Annotated in this window: 10 protein-coding genes; 8 read left to right on the forward strand and 2 right to left on the reverse strand. The window is 37.3% G+C overall.

From position 1 onward, the window contains the following. Nucleotides 1-476 precede the first annotated feature (476 nt). The 8 genes from WJN01_RS00540 to WJN01_RS00575 all read left to right on the forward strand — a co-directional run bounded on the left by WJN01_RS00540 (nucleotide 477) and on the right by WJN01_RS00575 (nucleotide 15623). Nucleotides 477-1355 carry an inositol oxygenase family protein gene (locus WJN01_RS00540; RefSeq protein ID WP_445195222.1) on the forward strand — a complete coding sequence of 293 codons (879 nt, stop codon included), beginning with the start codon at nucleotides 477-479 and terminating at the stop codon, nucleotides 1353-1355. 15 nt (nucleotides 1356-1370) lie between these two features. Further along, nucleotides 1371-2942 carry a solute:sodium symporter family transporter gene (locus WJN01_RS00545; RefSeq protein WP_445195223.1) on the forward strand — a complete coding sequence of 524 codons (1572 nt, stop codon included), beginning with the start codon at nucleotides 1371-1373 and terminating at the stop codon, nucleotides 2940-2942. 431 nt (nucleotides 2943-3373) lie between these two features. Beyond that, nucleotides 3374-6001 carry a beta-galactosidase GalB gene (gene galB / locus WJN01_RS00550; protein ID WP_445195224.1) on the forward strand — a complete coding sequence of 876 codons (2628 nt, stop codon included), beginning with the start codon at nucleotides 3374-3376 and terminating at the stop codon, nucleotides 5999-6001. Between the two features lie 58 nt (nucleotides 6002-6059). After that, a complete protein-coding gene (locus WJN01_RS00555) occupies nucleotides 6060-8129 on the forward strand; it encodes a PQQ-dependent dehydrogenase, methanol/ethanol family (RefSeq protein WP_445195225.1) in 2070 nt (689 codons plus the stop codon). A 261-nt stretch (nucleotides 8130-8390) separates the two neighbouring features. Next, the gene (locus WJN01_RS00560) at nucleotides 8391-11432 is read left to right on the forward strand and encodes a SusC/RagA family TonB-linked outer membrane protein (protein ID WP_445195226.1); all 3042 of its coding nucleotides are present in this window, start codon (nucleotides 8391-8393) and stop codon (nucleotides 11430-11432) included. A gap of 11 nt (nucleotides 11433-11443) precedes the next feature. Continuing rightward, nucleotides 11444-13009, forward strand: a complete 1566-nt coding sequence (locus WJN01_RS00565) for a RagB/SusD family nutrient uptake outer membrane protein (RefSeq protein ID WP_445195227.1) — start codon at nucleotides 11444-11446, stop codon at nucleotides 13007-13009. 16 nt (nucleotides 13010-13025) lie between these two features. Next, the gene (locus WJN01_RS00570) at nucleotides 13026-14240 is read left to right on the forward strand and encodes an IPT/TIG domain-containing protein (protein ID WP_445195228.1); all 1215 of its coding nucleotides are present in this window, start codon (nucleotides 13026-13028) and stop codon (nucleotides 14238-14240) included. Between the two features lie 81 nt (nucleotides 14241-14321). Then, the gene (locus WJN01_RS00575; protein WP_445195229.1) at nucleotides 14322-15623 is read left to right on the forward strand and encodes a glycoside hydrolase; all 1302 of its coding nucleotides are present in this window, start codon (nucleotides 14322-14324) and stop codon (nucleotides 15621-15623) included. A 95-nt stretch (nucleotides 15624-15718) separates the two neighbouring features. On the opposite strand, the gene WJN01_RS00580 is transcribed toward WJN01_RS00575, so the two are convergent. Beyond that, nucleotides 15719-16735: a glycoside hydrolase family 43 protein gene (locus tag WJN01_RS00580; RefSeq protein WP_445195230.1), complete on the reverse strand. Its 1017-nt coding sequence runs from the start codon at nucleotides 16733-16735 to the stop codon at nucleotides 15719-15721. Nucleotides 16736-16748: 13 nt separating this feature from the next. After that, nucleotides 16749-18203, reverse strand: coding sequence for an MFS transporter (locus WJN01_RS00585; RefSeq protein WP_445195231.1), 1455 nt, complete (start codon nucleotides 18201-18203; stop codon nucleotides 16749-16751). Nucleotide 18204: the final 1 nt, after the last annotated feature.

Here is an 18204-nt window from a genome sequence, read left to right on the forward strand (position 1 = left end):
ACCTCAAAAACATCCTCAAATTTACCCATCAACTCTATGAAAGTTGAGAAATAAAACCCACTCATTAAACCAACTAACCATTAAAAAACTCACTTTTCTTTTCCAACACCTCAATTTTACACACCAAATAGGTTTAAATTCTCAAAAAAGTATTACCTCCATTTTTTTTTAAAATTATCGCTTCAGCACAAATAACAAATGGATTTTTTCTTCAAAAACATGGAACTTGCAATTTTTGCTGATTATTTATTATGTCTTATTCATAAAATCCTCAATTACATTGGCCTGAAAAACAAAGACTGCATTCTATCCATATTTTTGAAGAAAACATCCATTTATAAAAATCTGTTTCTTTTGTAATTTTGTTGAATCAGCGTGTTTGAATAACACTAAAACAGTTTCTGGCACTCAAGGGTGTTATATCAATATGGATGTAAAACAACTAACTAACGGAAGAAACAAAAAATAATAAAATTATGGATACTTCACCTGAAAACAACAAGGCAAACCCCATGCATAATATTGATGACTGGGAGGACAATTTAATTGAGCGTTATCCCAACCCGGAGAAACCTTCAAAAGAAAAGGAAGAGTTTCGAAATTATGTGGATTCAGAACGTGCTGAGACCGTTAGAGAGTTTTATAAAATCAACCATAAATATCAAACTTATGATTTTGTTTGTAAAAAGGAGCAAGAGTTTCTAAAGTTTGACAGAAAGGAAATGTCGCTTTGGGAAGCCATAGACTTTCTCAACACCTTAGTAGATGATAGCGACCCAGACATAGACTTAGACCAACTTCAGCATTTACTGCAAACCTCTGAAGCCATTAGAGCTGATGGCCACCCAGATTGGTTTGTGCTTACTGGATTTTTACACGATGTAGGCAAGGTCCTTTGCTTGTTCGGAGAACCCCAATGGGCAGTAGTTGGAGACACCTTTCCTGTGGGATGTAAGTTTTCAGAAAAAATAGTATATCCTGAGTTTTTTGATGAAAATCCCGATTCAAAAGATGAAAGATACAATACAAAATTTGGTGTTTATTCTCCAAATTGTGGATTGGACAAAGTGAAAATGAGTTGGGGCCACGATGAGTATTTATACCAAATAATGAAGGATTATTTGCCTGTGCCAGCACTTTACATAATTAGATACCACTCATTTTACGCGCAACATAGAGAAAACGCCTACGCCCACTTAATGAATAAAAAAGATATTGAAATGTTTGAATGGGTTAAGAAATTTAATCCCTATGATTTATATACAAAGGCTCCTGTAAAACCGGACTCAAAACGCCTCAGACCTTATTATGAGGAGTTAGTGAAAAAATATTTACCAGATACTTTAAAATTTTAATTAAAATAATTCACTATGGTTTATACCTATTTGGGGTTTTTTGGATTTACTTTGTTCGTTATCATTTACACTACTTACAAACTCCGAAAAGATAAATTCACAACCTCAAAAGGTTATTTTTTGGCAGGCAAAAGCCTAACCGGACCTATTATTGCAGGCTCCATGATTCTTACAAATATATCAACGGAGCATCTAATAGGCATGAATGGAAACTCATATAAGAATGGCATAATTGTAATTGCATGGGAGGTAACTTCTGCCATAGCCTTAGTTATTGCTGCCATTTATTTCATTCCCAAGTTTATAAAAATGGGATTGACGACAATTCCTGAATTTTTGGAAAAACGTTTTGATGGAACAATCCGATCAGTAGTGGCACTTTTGTTGATGTGCTCTTTTGTGATTACACTATTGCCAATTGTCCTATATTCAGGAGCAATTAATATTGAAAGTATATTTGACTTCTCTATTATGTTTGGTATTACCAAAGCTCAGTCACTAATTTATACCGTTCTAACTATAGGCATCATCGGTTCATTGTATGCCATTTTTGGTGGTTTAAAGGCGGTGGCCTACTCCGACTCATTAAATGGTATTGGATTGATGCTCGGGGGATTGCTAGTTCCCTTAATTGCGCTTTATCAAATTGGAGATGGACATATATTAAACGGACTAAACACAGTATATCAATTTAACCCCGAAAAATTTAATATTATTGGCAAATCGGATTCCACCTTGCCTTTTTCAGTATTATTTACTGGTTTAATGATTAATCAATTGTACTTCTGGGGAATGAACCAGGCAATTATACAAAGAGCGTTTGGTGCTAAAAATCTGGTTGAAGCGCAAAAAGGACTCATCTATACAGGAGCACTAAAGCTATTTGTACCAGTTATTATTGTATTACCAGGATTGATTGGTTTCTACTATTTCCATGACCAATATTATGACAATCCGGATTTGATTTATCCCTTACTGGTAAAAAAGGTTTTACCAACATATCTCTACGGGTTCTTTGCGGCTGTAATTTTAGGGGCAGTACTTAGCACGTTCAACAGTGTCTTGAATTCTGCAAGTACCATCTTCTGTTTAGATATTTATAAAAAGCTCATTAACAAGGACGCCAGTGATTATAAATTAGTCAGATATGGCAAGTTATCATCAGTAATTTTGGCAATAATAGCCATTTCTGTGGCTCCTTTGGTTGCATATGCACCAGAAGGCCTATACCAATTGTTGCAGCAACTAAACGGTATATTTTTTATCCCAATTTCATCAATAATTATAGCAGGCATATTTTTTAAGAAAATAAACACCACAGGAGCCAAAGCCGGATTGTTCTTTGGATTTGCTTTCTATATATTAACAACTTTTATTTTACAACTAAACATTCATTTTGTCCACCTATGGGGCATTGAATTTGTTTTGAACTTCATTATTATGTTTGCTGTATCAAGGTTTTACCCATCAGAGGAATATCATCCAGAGTTATACAAAGGACAAGAAGAAAAATTCTGGAAACACGTCAAGTTTTTTGGTTCATTATTAATATTTCTTACCGTTTTAATTTATATCCTTTTGTCGTAGTTTAGATTAGAAACATTGGTCGAAAACATAAAAGCGCAAATCCCAGTTGATATGAGGCCTTACAAATCTGACTTTAAAATTAACACTTTAGGCCATCAAAAGGCATTACCTTACTATATCAAAGGGTATATTGACCCAGAAAACCATTAAACTGTGGCCCATTAATGAACATGTCCTTAAATTAGAATAAATATTGACTTTTTATATTAAAAAAGTCTTTGAATTTGAATTGGCAAACAAACTAAAATAAAGCAACCGATTGCGTAATTTGATTTTATTTGTTACATTTGCTATTCTCCAACCACTAAACTAGATACATGTACTATTATAATTTCAACCGAATTCTTCTTTTCCCAATATCTTTTTGCCTTCTTTTTTTATCTTCTTGCAACTCAGGCTTAAACACTAATCAAATTAATAGAGAAAGAATTTTGATAAATGAAGACTGGAAATTCTTTAAATATAAAACTATTGAAGATGCTGACAATTTAATTTATGACGTACGCCCCATTATTGAAAATACAGATGATACGAAAGAAGCAGATAGTAAGCCAACCGAAGCAATAGAAATTGTATCAACACAAAATGCCCTTAAACCTTATATTTTACCAACTGCCAATGCTTTTATAAAAAATGCAAACAAACATTACAAAAGACCTGAAGGGCAGCCTGGAAAAGATTTTCCTTTTGTGAAAAACGAGTTTAACGATGATGATTGGAAAACAGTCAACCTACCTCATGATTGGGCTATTGAAGGCCCTTTTTACTCTGGTTGGGATGCTGAAGTTGGAGGCGGTATGGGACGTTTGCCCAGTCATGGCGTGGCTTGGTACCGAAAAAAATTGAACATCCCTGAATCGGACAAAAATAAATCCATTTTCCTGGATATTGATGGGGCTATGTCTTATGCCATGGTTTGGATTAATAGACAATTGGTTGGCGGCTGGCCTTATGGCTATAACTCCTGGCGTTTAAATTTAACACCTTATCTTACTTTTGGGGGAGAGAATCAATTAAGCATAAGAGTCGATAACCCCAACCATTCATCGCGATGGTATCCTGGAGGTGGCATTTACCGTAACGTATGGTTGACCAAAACCAATAAAATACATGTATCCCAATGGGGAACCTATGTCACTACACCCGAGGCATCTAAAGAAAATGCTACTGTAGATTTTACCGTTTCAATTGATAACAATTCTGATTCTGAAAGTAAAATAGATGTCGCTACAGATATTTATTACATAAATGAAAAAGGTGAACTTTCGGCCAACGTTGTGGCAACTATTTCAAAACTAACAGCAAAAATCAATGCCCATGGCACCACAACCGTAGAGAGCAAAGCCAACATAAACAATCCAAAACTTTGGGGGCCTCCACCAGCTCAAACACCAAATCTTTACAAAGCAATAACTACCATTTCCTTAGATAATCAACCTGTTGATACATATGAGACCATCTTTGGAATTCGCACAATTGAATTCAACCCCGATAAAGGCCTTTTGGTAAATAATGAACCTATAAAGATCAAGGGCGTAAACCAACATCATGATTTGGGAGCACTTGGCGCTGCATTTAATGTTAGAGCTGCTGAGAGACAATTAGAACTATTGAAAGAATTGGGCTGTAACGCCATAAGATTAGCACATAATCCACCAGCTCCAGAATTACTCGAATTGACAGACCAAATGGGTTTTCTTGTCATCAATGAAGTTTTTGATTGTTGGGAACGAAAAAAAACACCACACGATTTTCATTTAATATTCCCTGAATGGCATGAGGCGGATACGCGATCTTTTGTGCGCCGAGACAAAAACCATCCCTCAGTCATATTGTGGAGTTTTGGCAATGAGGTAGGTGAACAATACACTGATGAAGACGGAGCTAAGCTTGCCAAAACTTTAAGTGATATTGTAAAAGACGAGGATCCTTCAAGACTTACCACGGCCTCAATGAATTACGCGAAACCATATATGCCTTTTCCAAATAGCCTGGATGCAATTAGTTTAAATTATCAAGGCGAAGGTATTAGAAATGCACCAGAATATGCCCATTTAAAAGGCATAAACACGCCTCCATTATATCAAGATTTTAAAGATGCCTTTCCAGAAAAAGTCATTATCAGTAGCGAAACTGCTGCTGCATTGAGTTCTCGTGGCACTTACTTGTTTCCCGTAACGCAAGGAAAAAGTTCTCCCATCTCAGAAGGTATTGGTGGCATTGAAAAAGAAGGCTATGTTAGTGCTTACGAACTTTACACAGCCAATTTTGGGTCTTCAGCAGACAAAGTTTTTTCCGCACAAGACCAAAACCCTTTTGTGGCCGGTGAGTTTGTTTGGTCAGGTTGGGATTATCTGGGAGAGCCTACACCCTATTACTTATCTAGAAGCTCATATTTTGGCATCATAGATTTGGCCGGATTCAAAAAAGACCGGTTTTATTTGTATCAATCCCGTTGGAGACCTGACCTTCCCATGGTACATATTTTACCACACTGGAACTGGCCTGGCAGAATTGGACAGGTTACCCCCGTTCATGTGTTCACGTCTGGTGATGAAGCTGAACTTTTCCTTAATGGAAAATCGCTCGGAAAAAAGAAAAAAGACGCCTTTCAATACCGTTTACGTTGGGATGATGTAATCTATGAACCTGGTGAACTCAAAGTTGTTGCTTATAAAAACGGGGAAAAATGGGCAGAAAATAGTGCTAAAACAACCGATAAAGGCTCTGCTTTAAGCGCCTCGGCAGACAGAATCAGCATCAATGCCGACGGCAGCGATCTATCGTTCGTAACCATAAAAGTTGTTGATAAAAACGGATTGATGGCACCAACGGCGAACAATTTAATTACATTTTCAGTTGAAGGCCCCGGAGACATTATTGCTACAGATAATGGAGACCCAACAGATTTGGTCGCTTTTCCTTCACTACAACGTAAAGCTTTTAATGGATTAGCTTTGGTTATTGTGCGTTCTAAAAAAGATGAAACGGGAACTATTCGCATTACCGCCAAATCTGAGAACTTAAAAACCACATTTACCGAAATTACAGCTAAATAGTTATCCGGTATTTAAGCAAAACATCTAGTCTTCAACATTCAAAACGCACATCATAAGAATGAAACATATATTAACAAAAATACACTTACTAGTTTTAATTGGCTTCTGCTTTTTTAATTGTAAAACAGATCATTCTAGCTACCTTGAGTTAGCTGACGGTACTGATGGAAATTGGCTATTACATGGGTTGAATTATTCTGAAACAAGATATAGCCCTTTAAACCAGATTACCGCAACAAATATCAACGAATTGGGTTTAGACTGGAGCTTAGATTTAGGATTGAAAAGAGGCATTGAAGCCACGCCAATTGTAAAAGACGGCATTATGTACCTGACTGGCCCATGGAGTATTGTTTTTGCAATTGACCTTCGAACCCATGAAATTATCTGGAAATTTGACCCCGAAGTACCCAAAAGTTTTGGAGAAAAAGGATGTTGCGATGTCGTAAACAGAGGTGTTGCCCTATATGATAACAAAATTTACGTTGGTTCTTTTGATGGAAGATTAATTGCATTAGACAGTAAAACTGGAAAAAAAATATGGGCCGTTTTAACAGTTGACCAATCCAAACCATACACCATTACAGGTGCGCCAAGGGTAGTTAACAATAACGTAATTATTGGCAACGGAGGTGCCGAATTTGGAGTTAGAGGCTACTTTACAGCTTATGACGCCAATACTGGTGAGCAAAAATGGAGATTTTATACAGTACCCGGAAACCCGTCTAAACCCTTCGAAAATGAAGCCATGGAAAAAGCTGCAAAAACGTGGACAGGCGAATGGTGGAAATTTGGTGGAGGGGGCACCGTTTGGGACGCAATGGCCTTCGATCCCGAATTAAACTTGCTATACGTAGGCACGGGAAATGGTTCGCCATGGGATAGAAATAAAAGAAGTCCTGAAGGCGGTGATAATTTGTTCCTATCATCAATTCTTGCAATAAATCCAGATTCTGGCGAGTTGATTTGGCACTATCAAACAACCCCAGGTGATTCTTGGGATTTCACTGCTACCCAGCACATGGTTCTCACCGATTTAAAAATTGATGAAAAAAATCGGAAAGTCATTATGCAAGCACCCAAAAATGGCTTTTTCTATGTTTTGGACAGAACCAATGGCGAATTAATTTCAGCTGAAAAAATAACTTATGTGAATTGGGCGGACAGTATTGATATTGAAACTGGCCGACCCGTAGAAACAAAATGGGCACGATACGGACAAGCAAATGTTGATGTAGCTCCCAATTTTAATGGCGCACACAATTGGCAACCAATGGCTTATAATCCAAATTTGAACTTAGTTTACATCCCTGCTAGGGAAACGTTTTCAAACTATGGCCAGGATAGCACCTGGGTATACAACAAAAAAGGATTTGGCACTGGCGTAGGTTGGAATTTGGCTATAGGTAGTGTAGACTCCAGACCCACAATTAAAGATAAAAAAGCAACAATTTCAGGAAAGCTAATGGCCTGGGACCCAATAAAGCAGAAGCAAGTTTGGAGTGTAAAACAAGATAATATTTGGAATGGTGGCTTATTGACAACCGCATCAAACTTGGTCTTTCAAGGCACCGCAGATGGTAAGCTAACTGCATATAATGGCATTAACGGACAATTACTTTGGGAAGCCAACCTTCAAACTGGTATCTTGGCACCACCTATTACTTATTTAGTTGACGGCGTACAATATATTACCGTTATTACCGGTTGGGGCGGTGGTTATGGCATGAAAAACAAACACACAAACTTGGTTCTGCCGGGAACAATATATACATTTAAAATTGGAGGTAAGCAGCAATTACCCGAAGCATATCCATTATACGAACGCGAACTTATAAACCCTCTCTGGGAGTTGGACAAAAGTAAAATTGTCGAAGGTGAAACTCTCTTTTGGCAATATTGTGGCACTTGCCATGTTGTGGCCGAAGGCGGCGGTGGGGTGGCTCCCGACCTTGGATATAGTTTTATGGTTGGTAATGATGCCTTTAAAGAGGTGGTTTTAAACGGTGCTTTGCTGACCAATGGTATGCCAAGATTCGATGACAGGTTAACAGAAGAAGATATTAAGAATATCCAGCATTATATTATTAATGTGGTATCAAATAAAAAACAAGAGACATCAAAATAACCAATCTTGCTCCATCCTGTTGAAAATTTGAAAATCAAATTTCACTGTGATTTCGATCAAATTCCACACAACTGTTTGCACTTACAATATGGACTTAAATAGCCTTCTTAATAAATAAACTAAAACCTTAAAACACAAACAAATCAAAATAATTACGCAATCGGTTGTGTTTTTTGTTTTTATTTTATACATTTGGTCAATATTCTATCTATCTAGGATAATATAGAATACAAATTAAAAGAACAACTAAACTAAATTTTTATGACAAAATCTTTAATTTTCAAAGATAAACAGACAAAAAAGCTAGGGTTTTTAGCCCTAATGTTTCTGTTTTGTGCCGTTGCAAATGCTCAAATAACGGTGACGGGGGTCGTATCTGACCAAAACGGGCCCTTACCAGGGGTAAGCGTTATCTTAGATGGCACTACCAACGGTGGTGCTACAGACTTTGACGGGAAATTCACCCTGTCAAATGTGCCTTCAAATGGCAATTTATTGTTCAGCTATATTGGTTATGTGAAACAATCGGTTGCTGTTAATGGCAGAACTACAATTAATGTGGTGATGGTTGAGGATCTACAATCTCTTGATGAAGTAGTTGTGGTTGGTTACGGAAGCATGGATCGCGCTAATGTAACAGGAGCCATTACTACGGTTGACGTTGAGGAAACCTCTAAAGTTCCCGTGCCAAACGTGGTTGAATCATTACGAGGCCAAGTATCTGGTTTGAATATCACCAAAACTTCAGGAAAACCAGGTGCGGGTGTAACTTTTAAAATTAGAGGAACAAATTCCCTTGGGGCCACCCCGGGAGATGTAGATGGCTCCAACCAACCAATAATTGTTGTAGATGGTGTTCCTCTTGTGGGAGGCAATATGTCTGAACTTGATTCGGATGACATCCAAAGTATAAACATCATTAAGGATGCCGGAGCTGGTGCTATCTACGGGTCAAGTGCAGCCAACGGTGTTATTTTAATAACAACCAAAAGTGGAAAAAGTGGCAAGACCCGATTTGAAGTAAGCTCATCCACAGGTTTTGTTCAGTTGGCCAATGAGGTTAAGCCCTTTAACGTTGATCGCTTCGTTCAGTTTAGAAAAGACGTTGTTGTAGATGGCAATCCTAATACCCCAATGCCAACAACACAAAGTGTTTTAGATCAAGTTGAGTTGGCCAATTATGTTGCTGGCAATAATGTAAATTGGCTAGATTTGGTAGACAGAATTGGTTCTCAACAAAATGTAGGACTAGCAATTTCAGGAGGTACCGAAAAATCCACTTTCTACCTTAATGCAGACATGTATAACGAAAAAGGTATTCTTAGGGAATCTGATTATAAAAGATATTCCTTAAGATTTAATGCCGATTTACAAGCTACCAATAGAATAAAAATTGGTGCGAGAGTACAGCTTTCAAAAAGCTTTGCAGATGAGACCTCTGAAGCACTCAGCTCTATTGATGGATACGAAAACGCAGCCTTTGCGCCATTATTGGAAGCCAGCCCTCTTGGAAGTATTTACGATAGTGAAGGTAATACCACTAAGTTTGTAACAAACGATTTATTTGCTTTAAATCCATTGCATAAATTCAACGAATCAATCGCCGATAGAAAAGTAACGCGTTCATACATCAATCCTTATATTGAAATTGATTTGTTTGAAGGCTTAAAATACACTTTGAACAGTTATGCCGAAAACAGAAATGAATTTTATGGTCTTTTTAGGTCGTCAAATTATGAGGACAACAAACCAAACCACGGGCAAATAATCAACGAAGAAGGCACAACCTATTTATTGGATAATATTTTCAACTACAAAAAAGAATTTGGCGACCATGGCATTGATGCAACATTGGTTTTCGGTTTCCAAAAGTATGAGATGCAAGGCTCAGACAACACCGCAGACTATTTACCATCCGACTTACTTGGTTACAATGCTATAGGCGGTGCTCCTCAAAACGAACAAGCATTAGATTATTACACCGATGAATGGGGAAAATACTATCAAGTAGGTAGGTTAGGTTATAACTATGACAGTCGCTATAGTATTACCGCAACAATACGAAGAGACGGATCTTCCAAATTTGGCCCTAATAACAGATATGGTATATTTCCTTCAATCTCTGGTGCTTGGAATATCCATAACGAGGCATTTTGGGGAGACAACAACAAAATTAACAACCTAAAACTAAGGCTGAGCTACGGTACCTTGGGTAACGACAATATCCCAACATACTTATACAGACAGGGATCCAGAGTGGTAACGCTTACCAACGGAAACACCACTTTTACAACGTCTAATATTGGCACAAACCCAAACCTAAAATGGGAAACCAGTAAGCAAATAAATGTTGGTGTAGATTTTGGTTTATTCAACAATATTGTAACTGGCTCTATTGAAGCTTATTCAACTAAAACTACCGATTTGTTATTATTTCAGTCCATTCCTGGGGCACTAAACAACGGTATTACAAGCTATCCTTCAAATATAGGAGAAACAGAAAACAAAGGTATTGAAATAGGCCTTAAGGCTAACATATTAGACAAAGGTGATTTCTCATGGAATGCAGGAATTAATTGGACGAGCAATAAGGTTAAAATTGTTAGGTTGAATGAAGTTGGTCCTAACGGAGAACCAGTTGATAATCCAGCTAACGGATGGTTCATTGGCCAAGACCCGCAAGTAATTTATGATTTTGATTACGAAGGAGTTTATCAAACTGGTGAAACACCTTCTTTAACCCAATTTGGTGAAGTTCCAGAACCTGGCGATGCCAAAATTAGAGATGTAAATGGCGATGGCAACATAGATTTTGATGATAGAACATTTATAGGAAGTCCAAATCCAGAATGGTATGGAAGCATCAACAACGTTTTTAAATACAAAAATTTCGAACTTTCCGTGCTTATTGAAACCGTTCAAGGTGCTACACAAAGAAATTCCCTTTATGGAAGGTACGATCAAGCCAGATATAATGCAATCGCAGTAGATTACTGGACCCCAACCAACCCAAGCAATGAGTTTCCAAGAGTTGGTGCAAATTCTCCGTTCTCTGGCGCTTTTGCAAACGCCATTAGAGTTCAAGACGCATCATTTGTAGCTTTGAGAAACGTATCTTTTGGTTATTCTTTAGATGATAATATTATTAAGAAAACACCTTTTACAAGTATTTCTTTCTTTGTCAGAGGGAATAATTTGAAATATTGGACAGACTTTAAGAATGCATATTCTCCAGAAAACACGACTACAGGACAATATCCAGTAAGCAAAATTTGGACAATAGGGACTAAAATTTCATTTTAAAAAAAGCAACTATGAAAAAATATATTAAATACACAATAGCATTAGTGGTCTTAATTTCTTCATTTAGTTGTGAAGAAGCGATTTTAGACCTAGAAGAACGAGATGGTATTCCTGCAGAAATTTTAGCTGGAACAGAACAAGGAGTAGAAGCATTGTTAGCAGAAGCCTTTGAAGGACTTAAAACCATACATAGTAATCCGGACATATCATTGTATAAACAATGTGGTACAGATATAGCTGGATCTGGCACCAATATGGGCGACGTGCCTGCTCATGCAATGCGTGGCATGAATGAATATACCGAGGGTTTATCGGCAGTTAGTGAATCTATTGAAACACTATGGAACACTTATTATACCGCAATTGCAAAATGTAATTCTGTTGTTGTGGGTGTTACTTCGGTACAAGAACCTAGCGCAACTTTATTGGATTATCTTGGACAAGCTTACACTTTAAGAGCGTATGCCTACCTTGAACTTGTTAGACGTTGGGACAACATTGTAATTAGTGAACCTACAGACCCCAACGCACCTCCTGTATTTTCAGCAACTCAAGCGACCAAAGAAGCTTTATATACTCTTATAATATCAGATTTAGAAACCGCTATACCCATCTTAAAAAAGAGATCTGAAAATGGCAACGTTTTAGCTCCTTCAAAAGGATTGGCCAACATGCTATTGGCAGAAGCCAATTTAGACATGGGTAATTGGCAAGCAGCAGCTACAGCGGCAGATATTGTAATTAACGAAGGGTCTTATCAATTACAAAATTTAGATTATATCTTCGGATTGGAAGGTGGCAAATCTGGAGAAGAAAACAATACAGAATTGGTGTTCTCATGGGGTTTTACTAAAGATGTTCCAGACATCTTTCAATATACATCGGTACATTACAACTCACTTTATGACAGGTTAGATGGAATTGCACGTACCATGGCACAAGGGGGAAGACCATGGGGACGTTTCTCTCCTACAGATTATTATTGGTCGCTTTTTGACAATGAAGATGGCCGCTTACAAGCCTGGCACAAATTGGAATACTATTTTGATGATGCTGCCAATTTGCCTAGCGGAAGAGCGTTAGGAGACATTGCCACAGAACAAGATTTAATCAATCAATTTGGCAATGACCCAATTAGAATACATTACTTAGATCCTGTTCCTACAAAATTTTGGGAAGACAGCCAATATGGCAGATCTATCGCGGAAGGTGAAGGCTGGAGAAACATTATTGTATACAGGTTATCGAACGCTTATCTTTTGGCTGCTGAAGCCTATTGGAGGCTCAATCAAATAGGTACAGCTGCTGCTAGGCTGAACACTTTAAGAGAACGCGCATATGGAGACAACGCGCACAACTTTGCCTCAGTGGATATGGAGACCATCATCGAAGAACATGCCAGAGAACTTGGGCACGAAGGGCACCGTTGGGCATTCTTAAAACGCCTAGGCATACTCCGTCAGCGTGCCGTTTTGTACAACCCTAGTGCTTCAGGAATGCAGGACAAAAACGAGCGTTGGCCAATACCACAATCTTTTATAGATTTAACAGGTATTAATCAAAACACAAACTATTAATATAAAAGCTAAGAAAATGAATAATAGATATTTAACATTATTGATTGTTTTTATATTTTCTTTAACAACCCTTACAAGTTGCGAAGATAAAGATGATATAAACATAAAAGGTTCTGTTGATGCTGCAATAAGCAGTGTTACACCTTCTGAAGCAAAACCAAATTACCCTATAACTTTAAGTGGTAATGGGTTTAGCAACTTAAAAGAAGTATTCTTTAACAACACACAAGTTTTGGATTTTGCATTGGTTGACGATAACACAATAAATTTATCTGTACCCAACGGAACACCTGTAGGTGACGCATTGATAACGTTAGTATATAGCGATAATGCAAGAGTTTCTGCAACTTTCAACGTTTTGGTTTCCGAACCACCTACGGTAACAAGCTATGCAAACGTTCAAGACGCCAATAACATTTCATTTGAAGGCATTAATTTTTTCGATTTAACCATAACATTAAATGGAGAAGAAGTAACACCTAATGTAAATAGCAACCAAACTCAATTAAGCTTTATGCCTCCATCTGGTGTGAAAAATAAGCTTTCGGGCACCCTTAAAATTTCAAACTTAGATGGTTTTGAAAACTTTAAATACGTTTACACTGGAGATAAAATTTATTTCTTCAAGGAAGGCTCTTATAGTACTTCGGTAATTGAAGATTGGGATGGGAATGGCGTTGGTGCAACTTGGGATGGACCACACAGTGGAGTTACCACAGATGCAGGTGTAAAAAGCAGCGGACCAACCGGTTCCTACCTAAAAATGACCTCAAGCGGAGAATCTTGGGGAGGCGGATATGAGTTTGGTGGTGTAAGCTACGGCTTGCCAGAAGGAGTTAGAGGCAAAAATTTTTATGTTTTGGCAGATATGAAGTTTAACAACACCTCTGCGACTGGAGTTTATATGATCATACAATTGGAAGGTGCCGATCCGCAAGTTATTTTTTATGGAGATGATTTACCCGAGTATACAGCAAACCCTATGTTTTGGAGCTCAATACCTATTGACCCTGAAAACGCAACGGGTGAATGGCAGACCATAGCATGGAGTCAGTATTACGATTTTGGCCCACGTTATAGAAACCATGTAGATAAAACAGCAGCCGACTACCCTCAAAACGAGCTGAGACCGGAAGATTCTGATAATTTAGCTACATTTAAGATTCAAGTTCCCAATGATGGCTTAGTAGATGTAGATATAGACAATGTACGTATAGTTTACTTTAATTAAGTTGTTTGTTTTAGTTTGATAAACCGCCTTTACAAGGCGGTTTATTTAATTATAACCACCACGTAAAAACTAAAAACAATTATGACAAAAATGATTTTAATAGCTTTATGCTTAGCAACTTCTTGCTTTTTCTTAAATAGTTGTAGCAATTCAAATGATGAAGGCGGTGACACACGAGTCACCCCTGCAAAAGTATTTACAATTGACACAAGCATTAAATATCAAACCATAACTGGTTTTGGTGGGGCCAATAGAATGTGGACCTCAGAAAACTTAAGTACTTCAGAAGTCCAAAACATATTTGGGACAGCCGATACAGAACTTGGCTTAACTATTTTTCGGGAAAGAATACCACCTGTCCAGGCAGATTGGACTATAATGTTACCAACATTAAAAGCCGTTCAAGCCAAAGGTATTAAAATTTTAGCATCGCCTTGGTCACCTCCAGCCAACTTAAAAAGCAATAATGATTTAGTTGGTGGGCATCTTCTGCCAGAAAACTACGAAGCCTACAAAAACCATTTAAATGATTACATAAGCTTTATGGCAAATAATGGTGTTACCATTTACGCCATTTCAATTCAAAACGAACCAGACATACAGGTATCCTATGAATCCTGCGATTGGACAGCTACGCAAATGGCAGATTACATTAAAGCATATGGTAGCCAAATAAATGCAAAAATAGTTGCCCCAGAATCATTTAAATTTGACCAATCTTATGTTAATGCGTTATTCAACGATACTGAAGTTATCAATAATTTAGATATAGTTGGAGGCCATATTTATGGTTCTGGATTGGACTTTATATCTAAGGCAGAACAAAATGATAAAGAAATCTGGATGACAGAATATCTCTTAAACTTAAATACTGGAAATGCCGGAGCACCAGCCTGGAGTTTATATGGTGAAGATATTATATGGAATGAAACTTTAACGATGCTAGAAACCATCCATAAAGCCATGGATTTTAATTGGAACGCATATATATGGTGGTACATTAAACGGTATTATTCATTTATAGGAGATGGCACCCAAGGCACAGAAAGTGGTAAAATTCTAAAGCGTGGTTATGCATTTTCCCACTTTTCAAAATATGTAAGACCAGGCTATGTTAGAGTACAAGTAAACAATGAAGATAACGTGGATTTAAAAGTAACTGCTTACGAAAGCAACACTGAAATTGTTATAGAAATTTTAAATACCAGTTCATTAAACACCGATAAAGTACAATTTAAAGTGCCTTCAATGAGTTCAGCTATGGCTTACCAAAGTACTTTAGAAAAGAATAGAGAACCAATTGCATTAACCACTAATACAGACAACGTTCAATTTAGTTTTGTCCCAAAAAAAAGCATAACAACAGTTATAGTGAAAAAATAAACACAATAGATTATGGTGCAAATCAACAAATAGCACCTTTAAGTATAGTTTTTTATACTTAAAGGTGCTATTTTATTAATCTGATTATATCCTCATTACGCATAAGGATCAATGGTATTAATTGTACCGTCATCGTTATAAGATATTTCGGCTACTTTTATTGAGCGTAGATGCGTTACACCTTTTGATAGACTGGAATCATGATAAAACAAGTACCACTTCCCCTCTACTTCGCAAATAGAGTGATGTGACGTCCAACCCACAACAGGGTTTAAAATTCGTCCAGTGTAAGTAAACGGCCCATAAGGATTATCGCCTATGGCGTAACATATAAAATGTGTATCTCCCGTGGAGTATGAGAAATAATATTTGCCTTTGTATTTATGCATCCACGATGCTTCAAAAAAGCGTCTCTCATTATCTCCTTCTAATAATAAATTACCATGCTCATCTACTATTTTAACTTCTTTCACTTCTTCAGAAAACTTGAACAAATCATCGGTTAACTTAGCCACCAAAGGCAATAAGGCAGGTTCATCTGGTTTAGGTAGTTCGTTATTTTCATCGTAAATATTGTTACGGAATTTTTGTAATTGCCCGCCCCAAATACCACCAAAATAGAGATAATAACTGCCATCATCATCTTTAAAGACCGCAGGGTCTATACTGTAACTTCCTTGAATAGGTTTTGGTTGCGCTACAAAAGGCCCTATTGGATACTGGCTTGTGGCTACCCCTATTTTAAAAATGCCATCATAGTCTCTTGCAGGAAAAAACAAAAAGTAAGTTCCATCTTTTTCTGTGGCATCTGGCGCCCACATTTGCTTTTCTGCCCAAGGCACATCATCTACATGTAAAGCCACACCGTTATCAACCGCCTCACTATCAATAGTATCCATAGAAATTACATGGTAATCCTGCATACCAAAATGGTCGCCATTATCATTAAAAGGAATGCCCGCATCAATATCGTGAGATGGGTAAATGTAAATTTTGTCATTAAAGACATGTGCAGATGGATCTGCAGTGTATATATGAGTAACTAAGGGCTGAGAAATAGCCTTTTTTTCTAATCTTTTAAAGTCGATATGTTCAATATTATCTTCCGGCATGTTTTTCAATTTTTTATTTTCTTCGTTCTTTTAAATCTTTTTCTATCTGAACCTCCATGTTCTTATTGATCTCATAGAAGAACAATAAGCCTACACAAATTAAAAATGGTATGGAAGGAAAGATACTTACTAACATTTTGGTGCCTTGTACAGCACTCTCTGGCTGAACAATAAGTTCTCCGGCCTGTGCTGCTTCTTTAGTCACATAGTGGTAGAAACCTAGAATCCAGGTTACAAAAGCGCTTCCTAAACTAAGCCCAGTTTTTAAACCAACCATCATAGCAGAAAATATGATAGCTGTGGCGCGACGGTTGTTTTTCCATTCAGAATAATCGGCCACATCGGCAATCATAGCCCAAAGTAATGGAATGGTCAAGCCATAGAAAAAACCATGTAGAATTTGTGATGTGAACATGAGTTCCACCGAAGTTGGAGAAAAGAAATAAAAAGCCAGAATAAACAATGTGGAAATAAATAAGGCTACTTTAAAAACATCCCTTTTCCCATACTTATCGGCAAATCTTTTTGAAAGCGTTATACCCACTATCATAAAAATGATACCACCAGCATTAAACAAACCAAAGCCCGCAGAAACTGGGTTTTCTCCAAAAAAGTTAATACCAATGCCCGAAAGAAAATCTAATATGGGCATAATAAACTGTGTCAACTTTTCCTCGTTAACATAGTTTTCAAAATAATACACATATGAACCCCCTTTCATGGCAAGTGTTACAAATATTAAGGTGGTTGAAACCAAAATGATAACCCATGGTTTATTTTTAAATAAATCAGCTAAATCTTCCTTAACACTGGATTTTTGCTCAAGTGTTGGAACGATGCGCTCTCGTGTTGTAAAAAAGGTAATCAATAACATGATGGTTCCTATAATTGCCAACCAAGTCATTACTATTTCAATGCCTTCAGCTTTATTTCCACCACCAGCGGATTCAATAATAGCCAACATAAACACCTGCACAAAAAATTGGGCAAACATAACTGCCACAAACCTATAAGACGACAAACTGTTACGTTCAGCCATATTACCGGTAATAACCCCACTAAGAGCAGAATAAGGCAAATTATTTGCGGCATACAAAAGCAACAATAAGGTATAGGTTACAACAGCGTAGATAACCTTTCCTTTATAATCAAAATCTGGGGTGGTAAATGCCAATAATGCAACTACACCCAATGGTATGGAAGTCCATAAAATCCATGGCCTAAATTTTCCCCATTTTGAATTTGTCCTGTCTGCTAAAGCCCCAATTATAGGGTTAAAACCAAAAGCGGCAACAAGTCCAACAGTTAGCATGATCGCAGATGCATGATGTGCTTCCAGACCATAAATATCTGTATAAAAATAGGCCAGGTAGGTCATTAATGTTTGGAAAACCAAGTTTGCCGCGAGGTCTCCTAAACTATAGCCAATTTTTTCTTTAACAGATAGTTTTTGAGAAGATATGTTCATA

This window comes from Tamlana sedimenti, assembly GCF_038148895.1.
Lineage (GTDB): Bacteria > Bacteroidota > Bacteroidia > Flavobacteriales > Flavobacteriaceae > Tamlana.

Bases quoted from the DNA above. Each gene is read 5' to 3' on its own strand.
- WJN01_RS00560 (WP_445195226.1), top strand. From the start codon at position 8,391: ATGACAAAATCTTTAATTTTCAAAGATAAACAGACAAAAAAGCTAGGG.
- WJN01_RS00575 (WP_445195229.1), top strand. From the start codon at position 14,322: ATGACAAAAATGATTTTAATAGCTTTATGCTTAGCAACTTCTTGCTTT.
- WJN01_RS00580 (WP_445195230.1), bottom strand. From the start codon at position 16,735: ATGCCGGAAGATAATATTGAACATATCGACTTTAAAAGATTAGAAAAA.
- WJN01_RS00540 (WP_445195222.1), top strand. From the start codon at position 477: ATGGATACTTCACCTGAAAACAACAAGGCAAACCCCATGCATAATATT.
- WJN01_RS00555 (WP_445195225.1), top strand. From the start codon at position 6,060: ATGAAACATATATTAACAAAAATACACTTACTAGTTTTAATTGGCTTC.
- WJN01_RS00570 (WP_445195228.1), top strand. From the start codon at position 13,026: ATGAATAATAGATATTTAACATTATTGATTGTTTTTATATTTTCTTTA.
- WJN01_RS00545 (WP_445195223.1), top strand. From the start codon at position 1,371: ATGGTTTATACCTATTTGGGGTTTTTTGGATTTACTTTGTTCGTTATC.
- WJN01_RS00565 (WP_445195227.1), top strand. From the start codon at position 11,444: ATGAAAAAATATATTAAATACACAATAGCATTAGTGGTCTTAATTTCT.
- WJN01_RS00585 (WP_445195231.1), bottom strand. From the start codon at position 18,203: ATGAACATATCTTCTCAAAAACTATCTGTTAAAGAAAAAATTGGCTAT.